The 15,838-nt window shown below is 62.9% G+C and carries 17 protein-coding genes and 2 pseudogenes; 11 read left to right on the top strand and 8 right to left on the bottom strand.

Annotated features, from left to right (window positions below; translation table 11 throughout):
* Positions 1-161: 161 nt before the first annotated feature.
* The 3 genes from G3436_RS01360 to G3436_RS01350 all read right to left on the bottom strand — a co-directional run bounded on the left by G3436_RS01360 (position 162) and on the right by G3436_RS01350 (position 3,198).
* Entirely contained in the window at positions 162-1,160 is a 999-nt protein-coding gene (locus tag G3436_RS01360) for an NADP-dependent oxidoreductase (protein WP_163940556.1), read from the bottom strand.
* Positions 1,161-1,243: 83 nt separating this feature from the next.
* Entirely contained in the window at positions 1,244-2,032 is a 789-nt protein-coding gene (locus G3436_RS01355; RefSeq protein WP_163940554.1) for an SDR family NAD(P)-dependent oxidoreductase, read from the bottom strand.
* A 71-nt stretch (positions 2,033-2,103) separates the two neighbouring features.
* Entirely contained in the window at positions 2,104-3,198 is a 1,095-nt protein-coding gene (locus tag G3436_RS01350) for an alkene reductase (RefSeq protein WP_163940552.1), read from the bottom strand.
* A gap of 146 nt (positions 3,199-3,344) precedes the next feature.
* On the opposite strand from G3436_RS01350, the gene G3436_RS01345 reads away from it, so the two are divergent.
* The 3 genes from G3436_RS01345 to G3436_RS01335 all read left to right on the top strand — a co-directional run bounded on the left by G3436_RS01345 (position 3,345) and on the right by G3436_RS01335 (position 5,195).
* A complete protein-coding gene (locus G3436_RS01345) occupies positions 3,345-3,920 on the top strand; it encodes a TetR family transcriptional regulator (RefSeq protein ID WP_163940582.1) in 576 nt (191 codons plus the stop codon).
* Positions 3,921-4,058: 138 nt separating this feature from the next.
* A complete protein-coding gene (locus G3436_RS01340) occupies positions 4,059-4,565 on the top strand; it encodes a DMT family transporter (protein WP_163940550.1) in 507 nt (168 codons plus the stop codon).
* Between the two features lie 213 nt (positions 4,566-4,778).
* The gene (locus G3436_RS01335) at positions 4,779-5,195 is read left to right on the top strand and encodes a VOC family protein (protein ID WP_163940580.1); all 417 of its coding nucleotides are present in this window, start codon (positions 4,779-4,781) and stop codon (positions 5,193-5,195) included.
* Between the two features lie 86 nt (positions 5,196-5,281).
* On the opposite strand, the gene G3436_RS01330 is transcribed toward G3436_RS01335, so the two are convergent.
* Positions 5,282-6,187, bottom strand: a complete 906-nt coding sequence (locus tag G3436_RS01330; protein ID WP_163940548.1) for a LysR family transcriptional regulator — start codon at positions 6,185-6,187, stop codon at positions 5,282-5,284.
* A gap of 198 nt (positions 6,188-6,385) precedes the next feature.
* Here G3436_RS01330 and G3436_RS01325 point away from each other — a divergent pair, with 198 nt between their 5' ends.
* Both G3436_RS01325 and G3436_RS01320 read left to right on the top strand, forming a co-directional pair.
* On the top strand, positions 6,386-6,538 hold the full coding sequence (locus G3436_RS01325) for a hypothetical protein (protein ID WP_163940547.1): 153 nt from the start codon (positions 6,386-6,388) through the stop codon (positions 6,536-6,538).
* On the top strand, positions 6,535-6,759 hold the full coding sequence (locus tag G3436_RS01320; RefSeq protein ID WP_163940545.1) for a hypothetical protein: 225 nt from the start codon (positions 6,535-6,537) through the stop codon (positions 6,757-6,759). The genes G3436_RS01325 and G3436_RS01320 overlap by 4 nt, the downstream gene beginning before the upstream one ends.
* A gap of 35 nt (positions 6,760-6,794) precedes the next feature.
* On the opposite strand, the gene G3436_RS01315 is transcribed toward G3436_RS01320, so the two are convergent.
* The 3 genes from G3436_RS01315 to G3436_RS01305 all read right to left on the bottom strand — a co-directional run bounded on the left by G3436_RS01315 (position 6,795) and on the right by G3436_RS01305 (position 8,802).
* Complete coding sequence (locus G3436_RS01315; protein ID WP_163940543.1) at positions 6,795-7,307, bottom strand: hypothetical protein; 513 nt, start codon at positions 7,305-7,307, stop codon at positions 6,795-6,797.
* A 23-nt stretch (positions 7,308-7,330) separates the two neighbouring features.
* Entirely contained in the window at positions 7,331-8,287 is a 957-nt protein-coding gene (locus G3436_RS01310; protein ID WP_163940541.1) for a YncE family protein, read from the bottom strand.
* A gap of 137 nt (positions 8,288-8,424) precedes the next feature.
* Entirely contained in the window at positions 8,425-8,802 is a 378-nt protein-coding gene (locus tag G3436_RS01305) for a hypothetical protein (RefSeq protein WP_163940539.1), read from the bottom strand.
* A 366-nt stretch (positions 8,803-9,168) separates the two neighbouring features.
* Between G3436_RS01305 and G3436_RS01300 the strand changes: the two genes are divergently transcribed.
* Positions 9,169-9,576 carry a hypothetical protein gene (locus tag G3436_RS01300; RefSeq protein WP_163940537.1) on the top strand — a complete coding sequence of 136 codons (408 nt, stop codon included), beginning with the start codon at positions 9,169-9,171 and terminating at the stop codon, positions 9,574-9,576.
* Here the strand turns inward: G3436_RS01300 and G3436_RS01295 are convergent.
* Positions 9,509-10,447, bottom strand: a complete 939-nt coding sequence (locus tag G3436_RS01295; protein WP_163940534.1) for a LysR family transcriptional regulator — start codon at positions 10,445-10,447, stop codon at positions 9,509-9,511. The genes G3436_RS01300 and G3436_RS01295 overlap by 68 nt on opposite strands.
* A gap of 110 nt (positions 10,448-10,557) precedes the next feature.
* Between G3436_RS01295 and G3436_RS01290 the strand changes: the two genes are divergently transcribed.
* From G3436_RS01290 to G3436_RS01270, 5 genes and pseudogenes are all read left to right on the top strand, one after another.
* Positions 10,558-11,481 carry an NAD(P)-dependent oxidoreductase gene (locus tag G3436_RS01290; RefSeq protein ID WP_163940532.1) on the top strand — a complete coding sequence of 308 codons (924 nt, stop codon included), beginning with the start codon at positions 10,558-10,560 and terminating at the stop codon, positions 11,479-11,481.
* A 7-nt stretch (positions 11,482-11,488) separates the two neighbouring features.
* Positions 11,489-11,952, top strand: a pseudogene (locus G3436_RS01285) (2-keto-4-pentenoate hydratase); the annotation flags it as partial.
* A 100-nt stretch (positions 11,953-12,052) separates the two neighbouring features.
* Positions 12,053-12,776, top strand: a pseudogene (locus tag G3436_RS01280) (transporter substrate-binding domain-containing protein).
* 211 nt (positions 12,777-12,987) lie between these two features.
* Positions 12,988-14,385 carry an amino acid permease gene (locus tag G3436_RS01275; RefSeq protein WP_163940530.1) on the top strand — a complete coding sequence of 466 codons (1,398 nt, stop codon included), beginning with the start codon at positions 12,988-12,990 and terminating at the stop codon, positions 14,383-14,385.
* 77 nt (positions 14,386-14,462) lie between these two features.
* Positions 14,463-15,827, top strand: coding sequence for an NAD(P)/FAD-dependent oxidoreductase (locus G3436_RS01270; protein ID WP_243666966.1), 1,365 nt, complete (start codon positions 14,463-14,465; stop codon positions 15,825-15,827).
* The last annotated feature ends 11 nt before the right edge of the window (positions 15,828-15,838 follow it).

The following is a 15,838-nucleotide window of genomic DNA, read 5'->3' as shown; positions in this document are numbered from 1 at the left end:
ATTGCTCCAGCATCAAGCCACGCGCAAAAATGACCGGCTGTTTCGCAAGCGCAGCGTCCAGCTGCCGTTGCCCGTGTGTCTGCGGCTGCTGTGTTTCGGGTTCAGTCTGCGCCGGCTGATCGTCGGCATGGGGGATGTCGGCCGACAGCGGGGCAGCGCACTTACTGGATGATGAGGGTGACTTTGCCCTTCGCTCTGCCTTGCTCGACATACGTCAATGCCTCTGCCGTCGATTCAAAAGGGAAGGCTCGGTCCACCACCGGCCTGATCACGCCCGCCTCGACGAGGCGCGTGATTTTCCTGAGCTGGGTGCCCTCGGCACGCATGAACAGAAAGTCGTAGTGCACGCCCTGCTTGCGCGCCTTGCTACGAATACGGCGGCTCAACAGGCGCATGACCTGCTTCAGCGGCCAGGACAGGCCGCGCGCTTGCGCGAACTGCAGTGTGGGTGGCCCCGAAATCGAAATCAGCTGCCCGCCAGGCTTGAGCACCTTGAGCGATTTTTCCAGTACGTTGGCGCCGAGGCTGTTCAGCACCACGTCGTAGCCGTGCAGCACGTCTGCAAAATCTTGCTGTGTGTAGTCGATGACCACATCTGCGCCGAGCGCCTTGACCCACTCGATGTTTGCCGTGCTGGTGGTGGTCGCAACGACCGCACCGAGGTGTTTGGCGAGTTGGATGGCAAGTGTGCCGACACCGCCTGAACCGGCGTGAATCAGTACCTTCTGGCCTTGCTTTACCCGGGCGATTTCAACCAGCGCCTGCCAGGCGGTCAACGCAGCCAAGGGCAGGCTGGCGGCTTCGGCCATGCTGAGGTTGGCAGGTTTCAGCGCGAGCGCGTTTTCGTTCACGGCAATGCGTTGTGCAAACGTCCCGATGCGTGCTTCGGGAGGGCGTGCATAGACTGCGTCGCCCGGCTTGAAGCGCGTGACCGCCGAGCCGATGCCAACCACCACCCCGGCCAGGTCATTGCCCAGCACCAAGGGCAATGTATAGGGCAGCACCCGTTTGAATTCGCCGGTTCTGATCTTCGCGTCCAGCGGGTTCACGCTTGCGGCATGTACCTGAATCAGCACGTCGTGCACGCCTACGGCAGGCTCGGGCAGTTCGCCAATGGCGCCGTTGTGCTTGCCGTAGCGGTCGATGAAAAATGCCTTCATGCGGCTGCAGCCTCGTCAGTTGGAATGAGAATCGGGGCGCTGGCCCGACAACACTTGAGTGTCGAGCCAGGCGCCCTGCAGGGTCAGGCTTGAGCGAGGTAGCGTGGCGCAACAGCGGACTGTTTGATCTGCGACAACAGGCCCTGACGCGCTGCCTGCAGCTCATCCCAACGCTCACCTGCCTGCAGCGGCGGGATGGTGACCGGCTCGCGACGGTCGAAGCCCACCAGTGCGGCATCGACCAGATCAGCCACCTCCATGATTTCGTTCAAGGTGTTGATGTCGATACCGGCGCGGTCCCAGATCTCGGTACGGGTGGCGGCAGGCAGCACGGCTTGCACATACACACCCTGGGGCGAAAGTTCCAGGCTGAGGCCTTGGGAAAGGAACAGCACAAAGGCCTTGGTCGCCCCGTACACGGACATGCCGAACTCTGGCGCCAGGCCAACCACCGAGCCGATGTTGACGATCGCACCGTTGCCCGCCTTGGCCAGGCGGGGCGCGATGGCACTGGCCAGGCGTACCAGGGCGGTGGTGTTCAGGGCGACCAGCTGCGCCACGCTGTCGGTGCTCTGCTCGATGAAACTGCCGGACTGCGCGGCGCCGGCGTTGTTGATGAGGATGCCAATGCTGGCGTCATCGCGCAGGCGCGTCTCTACCGCGGCCAGGTCGCTCAGTTGGGTCAGGTCTGCCTGCAGTACGTCAACGGCAACGCCATGTGCGCTGTGCAGCCGGGTGGCGAGGGTTTGCAGGCGCGCCTGGTCCCGGGCGACCAGCACCAGGGCATGCCCGCGTTGGGCGAAACGCTCGGCGTACGCGGCGCCGATGCCGGTGGAAGCGCCAGTGATGAGAACGGTAGGGCGAGTGGTCATGGTGTTATCTCTTGATCAGGTGCACTGATGGGGGGGTGTTTGTGAAAACGCACGGCTCGATCACACTGCACCTAGTTGGCCGCAGCGTTGGCCTCTGCCATCGTCGGGTAGTCGATGTAACCCGCCGCCCCGCCGCCGTAGAGCGTGGCCGGGTTGAACGGCGACAAGGGCGCGCCGGTCCTGAACCGCTCCACCAGGTCGGGGTTGCCGATAAAAGGCTTGCCGAAGGCGATGAGGTCGGCCTTGCCTGCTGCGAGTCGCGAGGTGGCCAGGTCACGGTCATAGCCGTTGTTGGCGATGTAGGTGTTGTGGAAACGCCGGCGCAAGCCGTCGAAGTCGAACGGCGCCACGTCGCGTGGCCCGCCGGTTGCGCCCTCGACGACGTGCAGGTAGACGATGCCCAGCGCATTGAGCTGATCGACGATGTAATCGAACTGCGTCTGCGCATCACTGCTCGACACACCGTTGGCCGGTGACACCGGCGAAATACGCACACCGGTGCGATCTGCGCCGATCTCGCTGATCACCGCTGCCGTCACTTCCAGCAGCAGGCGCGCGCGGTTTTCGATCGAGCCGCCGTAGGCATCGGTACGCGCGTTGGCGCCGTCCTGGATGAACTGATCCAGCAGATAGCCGTTCGCCGCATGCACTTCCACGCCATCGAAGCCTGCGGCAATGGCATTTGCCGCCGCCTGGCGGAAATCGCTGACGATGCCAGGCAACTCGCCCAGCTCAAGCGCTCGCGGCTCGGAGGCGTCCTCAAAGCTGTTGTTGACGAACACTTTGGTTGCCGCGCGCAGCGCAGACGGGCCTACCGGGGCGGCGCCGTCCATTTGCAGGAGCACATGAGACACGCGCCCCACATGCCACAGTTGCAGGAATATTTTCCCGCCCTTTGCATGGACGGCATCGGTCACCTTGCGCCATCCCTCGACCTGCGCCTGGGTGTAGATGCCCGGTGTGTCCTGGTAGCCCTGGCCCTGCTGCGAAATTTGCGAGGCTTCGCTGATCAGCAGGCCTGCGCTGGCGCGCTGGCTGTAATACACCGGCGCCAACTCACTGGGCACGCCGCCTGGCGCTGCGCGGTTGCGTGTCAGCGGCGCCAGTACCAGCCGGTTGGACAGCGTCAGGGAGCCAAGCGTGTAGGGGGTAAACAGATCGCTCATGGGTCGAGGTTCCGTGTTTGTTGAGGAGTCGTTGTGTTACTTGTGATTAGGATGATGATCGAAATCTAAACTGTCAACAAATTTGATTACGCTCAACATCTATGTATCATTGGCGCATTGTTTTGAGCGCACATGAGGTGTTGCAGGTGAGAGTGACCAAGGCTCAGGCCCAGGCCAATCGGGCGCACATCGTCGAAACGGCTTCAGCGGTATTTCGCGAACGCGGTTATGACGGCGTGGGCGTGGCCGATCTGATGGCGGCCGCCGGGTTTACCCATGGTGGGTTCTACAAGCATTTCGGTTCCAAGGCCGACCTGATGGCCGAGGCCTCTGCCAACAGCCTTGCCCGCTCGCTGGCCCGTGCTGAAGCGATCGATGTGCAGGGCTTCGTCGATATGTACGTGTCGAGGGATCATCGGGACGGGCGGGGCACGGGTTGCACGATGGCGGCCTTGTGCGGCGACGCCGCGCGCCAGTCCGACGACCTGAAGGAGGCGTTTGCACAAGGCATAGAGCACACGCTGCAAACCCTGGGGGAAAAGTACCCACTGGGGCCTGATGCACCGCCAGGGCAGGCGAGGCAGAGGATGATCGAACTGCTTGCGCAGGCTGTCGGTGCGATCGTGCTGTCGCGGGCATGCCCGGATGACGCAGCGCTTGCCGATGAAATACTTGAGGTCTGCCATGCGCGCATGACGGCGTCATTGCCTGTGCAGTCATAGGGCTGAAGCGTGGACCACGCTCTCGCGCTCAATCATCCATCAGATGAATAACGTGAGTGCAAATATGTGATTTCCATCGCCGGCGTGGATCGATAAGTATTTACCCATCGAAACCCGCCCGCTCAAAAGGAGAATCCCATGTTCCGCAAAGCAGCCGCACTTGTACTTATCCCGTCGGCGACCGCCTTGCTGGCAGGGGCATTGCTGCCTTTCCAGGCCGCCAGCAATGCCGCCCTCGGCAAGGCGCTGGGGCACCCGCTGTGGGGTGCGCTGACCTCGCTGATGGTGAGTGCCGTGGTGGTGGTGATTGCGCTGTTGGCCCTGCGTGTTGCTGCACCGGATATCAGCAGGGCGTTGCAAGGCTCCTGGTGGTTATGGATCGGTGGCGTAGTGGGGGCGTTGTATGTGGTCAGCGCCGCAGCCATTACGCCCCAGCTCGGGGCAAGCGGCTTTCTGCTGCTGGTCGTCGCTGGCCAGATTGTGGCGTCGCTGCTGGTTGACCACTTTGGCTTGATGGGGCTTGCCGGCAAGCCGATCACCTTCGCGCGGCTGGCAGGGGTAGTGCTCATTTTCGGCGGTGTGTTGCTGGTGCAGGGCGTTGCGACGTCAACGGCTGAGCCCGGCACTGCCCGGGTCGGCCAGTAACCCCCGTCACCCGCTTGATACAGGTTAGGGGCGTGTTCATGAATACGTCGGACAACGCGTTGCCAGCGCTCATTCACCATCCGCGTCGATGAGCCCAGCGTGCCGCACGCCGAGCTGCTGACAGCAACCCTTGGGTCGACGTTTCGAAAGACGTGCCTCAGCTGTTTTCCAGGGTCGGCCAGGCCCGCCAACCGAACGAGAGGAGTGATCGTCATGCGCAGTTTTTCAATCCAGCGGCTAGACCATGTTGTTTTGCGGGTGCAGGACATCGAGCGCAGCCTGGCGTTCTACACCGGCGTACTGGGATGTGAGGTCAAAAAGCGCCGCGACGACCTTGGTATGGTTCACCTGGGCGCGGGCACATCGATGATTGACCTGGTGGATGTCAACGGGCCTATCGGTCGCCAGGGCGGGGCGCCGGCCGGCAAGCACCGGCACAATGTCGATCACTTCTGCCTGCGTGTAGAGCCGTTTGATGAACAGGCCATTCTGGCCCACCTGGCGGCGGCGGGTGTGTCAGCTGAAGAGGCGGTGATGCGCTATGGCGCAGAGGGTAGCGGCCTGTCGATCTATCTCAATGACCCCGACGATAATCAAGTCGAGTTGAAAGGCCCTGCGCAAGCCCGATGAATCCCATCAGGTCGACGGGTACATGACGCCTGCGAGGATATCGAACGGGTCGTGATGGAGCGCCCGTTGGCGGCGCGGGCATCAGCTCAGTTTGGCTGGGCGCAACTGAACACGGCTTCGCGCAGCCAGCGATGTGCCGCGTCGCCTTCCTTTCTGATGTGCCAGGCCTGCTGATAGGCGAATCGGGGTAGCTCAAAGGGCGGTTCGAACTGGCGCAGGTCTGTGTGATTGCGCATGGGGCCGACCGCACGGCTGGCGACCGTCAGGATCAGGTCGGTGCCGGCCAGCACGTCGACCGCCGCGCTCCAGTGCGGCAGCGCCAGGGCAATGTGACGTTTCAAGCCGCGGGCGGCCAGCGCCTTTTCGATCTCGTCGTTGGCGTCCGGGCGCATGGCGAGCATTACATGCGGGCGAGACAGCCAGTCGCTGAGTGACAGGCCGCCCTGCGCCGGCAGTACTTTTTTGCTCGCGAGGCTGACGAACCCCTCTGAAAAAAGGTCTTGCAGCGCAATCGCAGGCGCAACCTCGGGAAAGATGCCCAGTGCAAGGTCGAGCTCACCATCCAGAAGCTGGGAGATCATCATTTCTCGACTTGCCTGGCTGATGGCCAGGTCAATCCCGGGCGCTTCAACACGAATTTTCTGCATGAGTGCAGGCAGAAGAATCCGCGCCGCGTAGTCCGACAGCGACAATCTGAAGCGGCGCTTTGCCGTTGCAGGTTCAAATGACGCAGCGCCCAGCAACGCGTTCAGGTTGCCCAAGGCATCCTGCAGTGGCTGCGCCAGCGCGTGTGCCCTGGCCGTCAGCACCATGGATCCGTTGCGTCGTATGAGCAGAGGGTCATCGAAATGGGCCCTGAGCAATGCCAGTGCATGGCTGACGGCTGGCTGGCTCTTGTGCAGCCGAACGGCGGCCCGCGTGACGTGTTTTTCGGCCAGCAGTGCATGAAGCGTCACCAGCATGTTGAGGTCAATTCTGCGCAGTTCATCCATGCCACGAATACTCGGCTCGTCAGGCGGGGGGCTTGATCAATCTATCACATGAGCAAGCGCCTTTCAGAACCGTGCGCCAGGCGATTACCATGGCCACGTCCCCGGCAAGCAAATGCCGCTGCTGCGGCGCACAGCCTCCATGTAAACGGCTTGCCTGGCGCTGTATCGAAGGCCGGACACTTGCCCCAGGAAATGACCATGAAGCGATCGCTGTTCTTTTTGCTTTTTTTTTCTCAACCGCTGCTTGCCCAAGAATTACCGTGCCAACTCAGTGGCAAGATCGTTTCCGTTGCTGAGTATCAGACCCCGACCAATGTCTTTACCCAACTGAAAAATGACGGCAGCCGATGATGGCGTTCGGCTTTCTGGTGTCTGACAGCAAGGCGCTGAAAAACACCAAGGCCGTTCGTGACTACTGTGATGCGCTGAACAACCAGACGCGCACGGTCATCTTGTCTGGCCAGTACCCGGATGGCCACTTCCAGTTGGGGCAGCGTCTGTCTCTGCGGCATGTGCATCAGGACGAGAATGTGTGGCCGTACTGGCCGGACCGTTACTCCGAAGGTCGGTAGCGCGGCGTGCCGGCAACGCCTGAACTTTGGGTGTTTCAAGGTCGTGGGGTAGACGAGACCTCTTTCCAGCGTGCCACCCAGGGGTGGGCGGCGATGCAGGGGGACAGGGCGGTAATCAGTACCATGAAGTCATCCGACAGTGCGCACAGCATCTCAAGCAGCCTGTCGCGATCCATTGAACTGCAGCTCGGGTTTGGGACCCAGTCCAGTCTGCCTGTACAGTGCAGGAAATAGTGATCGCCCGTGTCGCAGGGGGTCAGCCTGATCAGGCGCTCGACACCTTGTTCATAAAAGTCGATATCAATAGCTTCGCTGTTTTTCACGGCCTTCAGTACGTGGGGTAGCTGCTCGAGAAATACCGGCAGATCAGTCCCGGTATCCACAGGCCAGCGATCTTGGCCGAAGCCTGAAACAACAAAGATAACGTGGTGCTCCAGCAGGCGGCAGGCATCCATCAGAATGGACCTTATGTCATCCAGCTCAGTGTCATAAGCGCGAAAGTGGGTTGCCTTGATGCTGTGGTTCAGGCGTGAAAGTTTTAGATGCATGGTGGACGCTCGCCGGCGTTCTGTCAGGTACTGGGGCTGACGGTATTGTGCGCTTGGGCAGCCATTACACTGTGCAGGTCCAAGCGGTCCACCACTGCGCCGGTGAAAAAATCCACGATCTCGGCGCTATGGGTCAACAGGTGATCGCCAAACCAGTCGGCAGCCAGGCGCCCAGGCGGGCCTTGGTGGCGCAGGATCATGTTCTCGGTTCGCCCGGTGTCCGCCGCGATGATCATGTCCTCACCCCAGTTGCAGCGCGGCGTCTGCGAGAGCGGTCGGCACAAGTGGCTGCCCGATTCATTGAACAGGATCGTGCCTGCCCCCACGTGACCCTGCTCGCTCATGTCCTTGGACCACACGATTGTGCCATCGCGATCGCAGCAGACCAGCCGATTGTTCTTGCCTGTGACAAACACATGCTGGCCGTCACGCGAAAACCGCAGGCTTTGTACGTTGGCGTCGATGGGCACCGTTACCTTGCTGATCTGCCCGCTGGCGCAATCCACCGTCAGTACTCGGTTGCGGGCACGCTCGTCGGGCACCCACAGCGTGCCATCCAGGGGGTCGATATCGCCGTACCGCGCATCCAGGTCACGGGCGATCGGCTCGCTGTGCTCGCCGGTGTGCAGGTCGATGATGACGGGGCGTTTTTTTCCGTTGAACACGCTGACCAGCACATAGCGCCCGCTGCGATCGAAGCGCGACCAGAACGACAGGTACTTATCGGTTGCATGCAGCGGGTTGTCGTCCTGCAGGATACTCAGCCGCGAGCGACTGGCGCCACGCACCACCAGCCAATCTACCCCGCTCAGGGCCATGCGGCGGCCGTCGTGTGCGATGTCCCAGACCCTGTCATCAGGCTGGGCGCAGGGCGGGCGGCTCAGAACACCTGTGTCCGGGTGGTACTGGACCAGGCAGGGGGGGCGAGCGGTGTCTTTTTTGTCGAGGAACACCAGGCGGCGGGGTACGTCTATGTACATTGGAGCATCCTGAGCCAGCATGTGAAGCGGCACAGGATAAAGGCTGGCCAGGTTGCAGGAAAGCGGTGGTGCGTGTGGTCGCTGCGCAGGTCAGGCCATTTTGCGAGGTGCAGGTGCGCCACGCAGGCTACGTCTGGCTAGCGGTAGAGATGGAATGATTCATCGTAGAGGGACACGACAAATGCTGGCGCACCAGAGAATGTCGGAGCGATCAAAAGGTCCCTGAGGTCATTGATTGCAGCTGATTGCTTCAAAAACATGATCAGGTCATCTTTGCGCGTGATGACCATTTCGCCGTCAAGGTAAACCGTTTTCCCTTTGCGCGAAACAACGTTGTGGGCGACATGGTAATGGCCGTCAGGGAGTGCTTTTTCCAGTGCGTCGAGGGTTGCGATGGGGTGGGCTGTTGCGCCCGCCTCAGTGAGTTCGAGCATTGCAAAAAACAGCGCGTTCTTGTCGGGTTTGCAACAGTGTTGCTTGTTCGCAAGCAGCTTGAAGGAGTAGGTGTTTTTCATCGTTCAACTCATGCCGATACTTGTATGGGCTGCCGATCTCTTCAGGGAAATCCGACCGGTATGCGTAGCGCTGGGGCATGGCATCACAATAGCTCGACGCTTCTACCTGCCAGCCAGCGTTCTCGGATCAAGGGTGTCTCAACCGCAAAGACTGCAGGGCGCAACGATGCGCAGGATAACGAGTTGAAGGGCTGCTGGGTACAGGTGAATAAAGCGAGCCTGCGCTCAAGGGCTAGAGAGGTATATCGGGAAGAACCCAGGGCGCGAACGCGCGGGGATGTTTGATCAGGAAGGCTGCAGGTTCAGCGCCAAACACGAGGACAAGCAATGCCGATTGGCCGTGCAGGTGATCTGAGGTGCTCAGCATTGCTGATCACCCCGATGCTGATTTATGCCGCTGGGCAAGCCAGCTTCTGGTACCTGGCAGCCTTGCCCGTCGCGGTGCTGCTGCTGGGCATGCTGCTGCGTATGCCAGGCCTGTTTGTGACGGGGTGCACCGTTGCGTCGCTTGCGGCGTTGCTGGGTTACCTGATAGCCACGTCGGGCCATGGTGGGCAGGCGGTGTTCCTCTGGCTGGGGTACATCTTTTCCGCGCCCGGCATGCTCGTGGGCATCGTCGTGGCAGCCTGGCTGCTGAAGCGTCGCGCGCGCACTGCCGGGGCGTGGCGGGTGGCGGGCACGGGCCTGCTGGGGGCAGGGGCGGGGTTCATGCTGCCCCAGATGATTGTGTGCAACACCCAGCTGTATTGCGGGGTGCTGTCGCCGTTGTTGTAAGGACCGCCCTTGCCTGCACGAAATCGATAAAGCGCCTGGTTGCCAACGGCAGGTATTCGGCTTGCCGCCAGCACAGTCGAAAGCTCATCGGCTGCGCGGGCTGGAACGGCACCGCCACCAGGCCCGGCGTGCACTGCTGCACCGAGCGCAGCAAGGTGGCGATACCGACCTTGTCCCGTGCAGCCTGGATCACCAGCGAGACGAAATTGCTCTGCAGGGCCGTTCGGTAGGTGATGCCGCGTGCCGCGACGAAAGCGTCCAGCAGGTGGCGCTGCAGAAAGGTCTGGTCAAAAACCGCCATGTCGACGTCGTGCAGGTCGTCAGCCTCAAGGTGAGGGCGGGTGGCCAGGGGGTGATCCGGGTGCATGCACAGCACCATTTCGTCCTGCCCCAGCAGCACTGAATCCCAGCTGGGGATGACACGGCGCGACTCCAGCAGTGCCAGGTCGATCTCGCGCCGCTCCAGGCGCTGGCTGATGTCGTCGGCACTGCCCTCGACCACGCTCATGACAACGCCGGGGTACGCCTGGCGGAACGCGCTCAACAGGCTTGGCAGGTAATACAGGCCGAACATCGGCGGGATGCCCAGCCTGACTTCGCCACACTGCAGCTCAACCATGTCGCGCAGTTCCTGGCGGGCCGTGTCCAGCTCGCGCAGCGCCGACTCCACGCGGGCCAGGTAGCGCTCACCTTCAGCGGTTGCGGTCACGCGCCGGCCGATGCGGTTGAACAGCATCACGCCCAGCTCTTCCTCCAGGCGCGTGACCGCCATGCTCAACGCCGGCTGGGCGATATGCAGGCTGTGCGCCGCCTTGGTAAAGCTGCCTTGGCGAATGATTTCGACGCAACAGCGCAGCGCTTTGAGGTTCATTGCCTGAACAATCCATAACAGTTTGTGATGCGGTGCATCATAACAAAGTATTTTTAATGATCACTCGGCGCCCCTAGGCTGTGCTGCACACACTTGCCAGGGAACGCCACATGACAATCGCCTTTATTGGCCTGGGCCGGATAGGTTTGCCCATGGCCACCCGCTTGCTCGCCAAGTGCCCGGGGTTGCGGGTGAGTTCTGCCAGCGGTCGTGCCTATGCCGCGCTCGAACGCCTGGGGGCTCGCCCCACCGACGCGCGCGAGGTACTGGCCGCGTGCGATACGGTGTTCCTGTGCCTGCCCGATGACCAGGTGGTCGAGCAGGTGCTGTTTTCGGCGCAAGGCCTGGCCCAGTGGATGCGCCCCGGCAGCACGGTGGTCGACACCAGCACGCTGGGGTACACCCAGACGCTGGCGATCGCGCGGCGGCTGGCCGCGCTGGGCCTGCGCTTCATGGATGCGCCTGTCTCCGGCATGGTGCAGCGCGCTGCCGAGGGTACGCTGACGGTCATGTGCGGCGGGGCGCAGCAGGTACTCGACGACATGCGGCCCTACCTGCAGGCGATGGCGTCGAACATCGTTCACATGGGCCCTGTCGGCAGCGGGCAGTTGGCCAAGCTGATCAATCAGATGCTCTACAACATCAATACCGCGGCGCTCGCCGAAGTCATGCCCCTGGCGTGCAAGCTCGGCCTGGATGCGCAGGCCATCGCCACGGTGGTCAACAGTGGTACCGGGTGCAGCCACGCTTCGACGTACTTTTTGCCGCAGATACTGGCCGGCACCTTCGACAGCAGCTACCCCTTGCGCGATGCCTACAAGGACATGCGCCACGCGGCGCACCTGAGCGCCGAGCTGGGTGTGCCGCTGCCCGTGCTGGCCGCTGCCACCGCCACCTACCAGACGGCGTTGCTGCAAGGCCATGGCTGCCAGGACAAAGGCGCCATGATCAAGGTATTCGAAGCGCTGCTGGGGGTGCAGTTTCGCCGCACCCCTGGCGCCGATGGCACCGCCCCCAGCTACCCTGCAAACTGAGGTTCAGATGAGCCCTTCACGTTTTACCGCGCAAGCCACGGCCGCCTTGCTGCTGCAGCACTGGCGCAGCGACGAGCGTCTGCCGGCGTTGCCTGCGCACCTCAAGCCCGAGACGCTGAGCCAGGGCTACGACGCCCAGGACCAGTTGTTCGCAGCAGCCGGTGGCCGCCGTGCCGGCTGGAAGCTTGGCGTCGGCAGCCCGGCCGCCTTGCGCGCCGGTAAGCTGGCGCGAGCGCTGGTTGGGCAACTGGATGCCGCCCGCTGCCATGGCAGCGGGGTACACATACACCTGCCGGCGCCAACCCCCGTGACCCTTGAATGCGAAGTCGCCTTCGTGCTCGCGCGCGATGTACCGCCTGAGCCGGGGCGAGCCCCCACGCCGCAGGACATCCGCGCACGTACCTGACCTTCGAGGTGGTACGCTCGCGCTTTGTCGATCGCAAAAGCGTCGGCTGGCCCAGCTTCGTGGCGATGTGACCGGTGGGTGTGGTGCCCCGCCTCTGATCAAGGCGGTTGAGCGTTTCCTTTAGCCTGCCGATCGGGCAGGCCCAAACCTGAAGTGGAGCGAGTGATGACAGATATATTGCCGGCGGTGCTCGCCGACCTCGCGCCAGGCGGCGTGTTGCATGCCGCAATCAACCTGGGCAACCCGGTGCTTGCGCAGCAGGCGCCCGATGGCCGCTTGCAGGGCGTATCGGTTGCCCTGGCCAGCGCCCTGGCCCAGGAGTTGGGCGTGCCGTTGCAGATGCGCAGCTTTGATGCGGCCGGCAAGGTCTTTGCGGCGCTGCAGGAGGGCGTCTGGAACATCGCGTTCCTGGCCATCGAGCCGGTGCGCGAAGCACAGATCGCCTTCAGTGAACCCTATGTGATCATCGAGGGCACTTACCTGGTGGCGCGTGACGCCCCGTATCGGGTGGTTGCCGATCTCGACCAGCCCGGCTTGAAACTGGCGGTTGGCAATGGCGCCGCCTATGACCTGTTCCTGTCCCGGAGCTTGCGCCATGCTCAGCTGGAGCGCGCCGAGACCTCGGCAGCGGCCATCGACCTGTTTTTGCAGCGTCACCTCGATGCGGCGGCAGGCGTACGCCAACCGTTGCAGCAGGTGGCCGATGCACCCCGGCTACCGGGTGCTGGACGATGCCTTCACCGCCATTCGCCAGGCGATGGCCGTGCCGCGCGGGCGTGACGCAGGGGCGCAGTACGTGCGCGGGTTTGTCCAACGCAAAAAAGCCGAGGGGTTCATTCATACGGCGCTGGCGCAGAGTGGCCAGGCCGACGTCACCGTTGCGCCGTAGCCTGGCCCTTGGCCGCTTCCTGCAGGCTGCTGCGTGGTTGCGCGAACAACAGCTCGCGCAGCGTCGGCAGGCGCAAACGTTAATACCCAGCCTTCATACATTTGTACAGGCCGTCCGCCCGCGACGTGTTTTTTGACGATGTTCTCCCGCACCCCACGTGCATAACCTTTTGAAAAGGCGGTGTTGATTACTAAAACAAGAGGAGACAGCCATGCCTGTTCAGACGGAGCACGATCCGCGTTTGAAGCGTGCACTCAAGACGCGACACATCAGTATGCTGGCCCTGGGTGGTGTCATCGGTGCGGGGTTGTTCGTCGGCTCCAGTGCCGTGATTGCCGCGACCGGCCCAGGCGCGTTCATTACCTACGCCATCACCGGCCTGATCGTTGCGCTGGTGATGCGCATGCTCGGCGAAATGGCCGCCGCGCACCCGGCCAAGGGCTCATTCGTCGATTACGCACGCATGGCCTTCGGTCGCCCGGCAGGCTATATGACCGGTTGGCTGTACTGGTACTTCTGGGTCATCGTGGTGGGCTTCGAGGCCGTGGTCGGTGGCCAGATCATCAATGGCTGGTTCCCCGACCTGCCGGTGTGGGTCATCGCCCTGGGGCTGATGGTGGGCATGACCCTGCTCAACCTGATGTCGGTGCACTCCTTCGGTGAGGCCGAATACTGGTTCGCCGGCATCAAGGTCGTTGCCATCGTGGTGTTTCTGCTGGTGACCGGCGCCTATGTGTTCAACCTGTGGCCAGGCTCCACCGCAAGTTTCGCCAACCTGACCGAGCATGGCGGCTTCCTGCCCCATGGCGTGTCGTCGCTGTTCACCGGTGTGGTGGTGGTGATCTTCTCCATGACCGGTGTGGAGGTGGCCACCCTGGCCGCCGCCGAGTCCGAAGACCCTTCGCGCAACATTCGCAAGGCGGTCAACACCGTGATGGTGCGCATCCTGGTGTTCTTCGTGCTGGCGACCTTCTTTATCGTCGTCGCCCAGCCCTGGACCGACATCACCCCCGGCAAGTCACCCTTCGTGACCACGCTGGAGCACATGGGCATCCCTGGCGCTGGCGACATGCTTACCGTGGTGATCCTGGTGGCGGTGCTGTCGGTACTCAATGCCGGGCTGTACACCTCGTCGCGGCTGCTGTACGTGCTGGCGTCCAACGCTGAGGCACCGCGCTGGATCGCGGCGGTGAGCAGCAGGGGCGTGCCGGTACGCGGCGTGATCGCCTCGACCCTGGTGGGGTATGGCTGCGTGGTGATCGCGGCGGTGTGGCCCGACACGGTATTCCAGTTCCTGATCAATTCATCCGGCACGGTGTTCCTGTTCGTCTACCTGGTGATCTGCCTGTCGCAGATCAAGCTGCGCCGCAAGTGGGTGCAGGCAGGCACGCTGAAATTCGCGATGTGGGGCCACCCGTGGCTGCCGCTGCTGGTAACGGCGTCGATCCTGGCGGTACTGGTCAGCATGGCCTTCGACCCCACCATGCAGGTGAGCCTTGTGCAATGCCTGCTCGCGATTGCCGTGATCGCGGCCTCCTACGTACTGCTGCGTGTGACCCGTGCAGGGCGCAGCCGCGAGGTCAAGGTCGGGCCGGCGAGCAGCAGCTAACCCGCCCCGCCGTATCAGACACACCCCCTGTTCAGGGGCGTCAATGGGAAGCCATCAGCATGTCAGCAAAACTTGAATTGACTCAGTTACCCAACCGGCCGCTGTGGTTCGCGCCGGGCCCGCCGCGCGAGCGCCTGCATGCCACGGTGCAGGCCGATGTGGTGATCATCGGCGCGGGTTACACGGGCCTGTGGACCGCGTACTACCTGCTCAAGCAAGACCCGTCACTGCGTGTGGTGTTGCTTGAACAGCACCAGGTCGGCTTCGGCGCCTCGGGGCGCAATGGTGGATGGGCGTCGGCAATTTTCCCGATCTCGCTGCCCAGGGTGGCGCAGTTGTACTCCCACGATGCGGCCCTGCACCTGCAGGCGGCGATGAACCATACCGTCGACGAAATCGGCCGCGTTCTCAGCGTGGAGGGGGTCGAGGCCGACTACGCCAAGCAGGGCTTTGTTTCGCTGGCCCGTAGCAGCGCGCAACTGGCGCGCGTGCACGCCACGGTGGCGGCCTCGACGCAGTTCGGCCTGCCTCACCAGTGGCAGGCCCTGGATGCGGCCCAGGCCGGCGCCAGGGTAGGGGCACAGGGCGCAGTGGGCGGGTTGTACACCGAGCATTGCGCACTCATTCACCCCGGCAAGCTGGTGCGGGGGCTGGCCCAGTTGGTCGAACGGATGGGGGCCAGGATCTACGAACAGTCGGCCGTCACCGAACACACACCTGGGCGCGTATGTACTGCACACGGCGCGGTGAGCGCGCAGTTCACGGTGCGCGCCACCGAGGCGTTTACCTCGCAGCAACCCGGTTATTCGCGCTTTGTCATCCCGCTGTATTCGCTGGTGCTGGCCACCGAGCCGTTACCGCGCGAGCTGCTCGCCAAACTCAACCTGGACCATCGCCAGGCGTTCAATGACATGCGTCACCTGCGCGTCTATGGGCAGGTCACCGCCGAGGGCCGGCTGGTGTTCGGTGGGCGTGGCGCGCCCTATCAATGGGGCTCGCGCATAGCCGAACAGGCCGACCTGGTGGACAGCATCCATCACAAGATCCACGCGGCGCTGGTCGAGTTCTTCCCGGCCCTGGCCGACGCGCGTATCACCCACCGCTGGGGCGGCGCACTGGGCGTTGCGCGCGACTGGTGCCCCACGGTGAGCATCGACCGCAAGCACCGTATCGCCTGGGCCGGCAACTATGTCGGTGACGGCGTGGCCACCAGCAACCTGGCGGGCCGCATCCTGCGCAACCTGATCCTTGAACAGGACGAGGACATCAATGCGCTGCCCCTGGTCAATCACCGCTCCCCGTCATGGGAGCCAGAGCCGCTGCGCTGGCTTGGTGTAAACAGCGGCCTGGCGGCCGCTGCGCTGAGCGACATCGAAGAACGCATCACCCGCCGTCCCTCTCGCACCGCGATGTTGCTCGAGAAACTGACCGGTGCGCATTAACAGGAGTATGC

This window comes from Pseudomonas brassicae, assembly GCF_010671725.1.
In the GTDB taxonomy this organism is placed as follows: domain Bacteria; phylum Pseudomonadota; class Gammaproteobacteria; order Pseudomonadales; family Pseudomonadaceae; genus Aquipseudomonas; species Aquipseudomonas brassicae.
The sequence above is the reverse complement of the archived record's forward strand: the minus strand, read 5'-3'. Positions and strand labels throughout refer to the sequence as shown.

What these genes read in the sequence shown, in the direction of transcription:
- G3436_RS01315 (WP_163940543.1), bottom strand. Translation starts at nt 7,307, where the DNA reads ATGCATCTAAAACTTTCACGCCTGAACCACAGCATCAAGGCAACCCAC.
- G3436_RS01320 (WP_163940545.1), top strand. Translation starts at nt 6,535, where the DNA reads ATGATGGCGTTCGGCTTTCTGGTGTCTGACAGCAAGGCGCTGAAAAAC.
- G3436_RS01355 (WP_163940554.1), bottom strand. Translation starts at nt 2,032, where the DNA reads ATGACCACTCGCCCTACCGTTCTCATCACTGGCGCTTCCACCGGCATC.
- G3436_RS01360 (WP_163940556.1), bottom strand. Translation starts at nt 1,160, where the DNA reads ATGAAGGCATTTTTCATCGACCGCTACGGCAAGCACAACGGCGCCATT.
- G3436_RS01340 (WP_163940550.1), top strand. Translation starts at nt 4,059, where the DNA reads ATGTTCCGCAAAGCAGCCGCACTTGTACTTATCCCGTCGGCGACCGCC.
- G3436_RS01290 (WP_163940532.1), top strand. Translation starts at nt 10,558, where the DNA reads ATGACAATCGCCTTTATTGGCCTGGGCCGGATAGGTTTGCCCATGGCC.
- G3436_RS01275 (WP_163940530.1), top strand. Translation starts at nt 12,988, where the DNA reads ATGCCTGTTCAGACGGAGCACGATCCGCGTTTGAAGCGTGCACTCAAG.
- G3436_RS01305 (WP_163940539.1), bottom strand. Translation starts at nt 8,802, where the DNA reads ATGAAAAACACCTACTCCTTCAAGCTGCTTGCGAACAAGCAACACTGT.
- G3436_RS01295 (WP_163940534.1), bottom strand. Translation starts at nt 10,447, where the DNA reads ATGAACCTCAAAGCGCTGCGCTGTTGCGTCGAAATCATTCGCCAAGGC.
- G3436_RS01335 (WP_163940580.1), top strand. Translation starts at nt 4,779, where the DNA reads ATGCGCAGTTTTTCAATCCAGCGGCTAGACCATGTTGTTTTGCGGGTG.
- G3436_RS01310 (WP_163940541.1), bottom strand. Translation starts at nt 8,287, where the DNA reads ATGTACATAGACGTACCCCGCCGCCTGGTGTTCCTCGACAAAAAAGAC.
- G3436_RS01350 (WP_163940552.1), bottom strand. Translation starts at nt 3,198, where the DNA reads ATGAGCGATCTGTTTACCCCCTACACGCTTGGCTCCCTGACGCTGTCC.
- G3436_RS01325 (WP_163940547.1), top strand. Translation starts at nt 6,386, where the DNA reads ATGAAGCGATCGCTGTTCTTTTTGCTTTTTTTTTCTCAACCGCTGCTT.
- G3436_RS01330 (WP_163940548.1), bottom strand. Translation starts at nt 6,187, where the DNA reads ATGGATGAACTGCGCAGAATTGACCTCAACATGCTGGTGACGCTTCAT.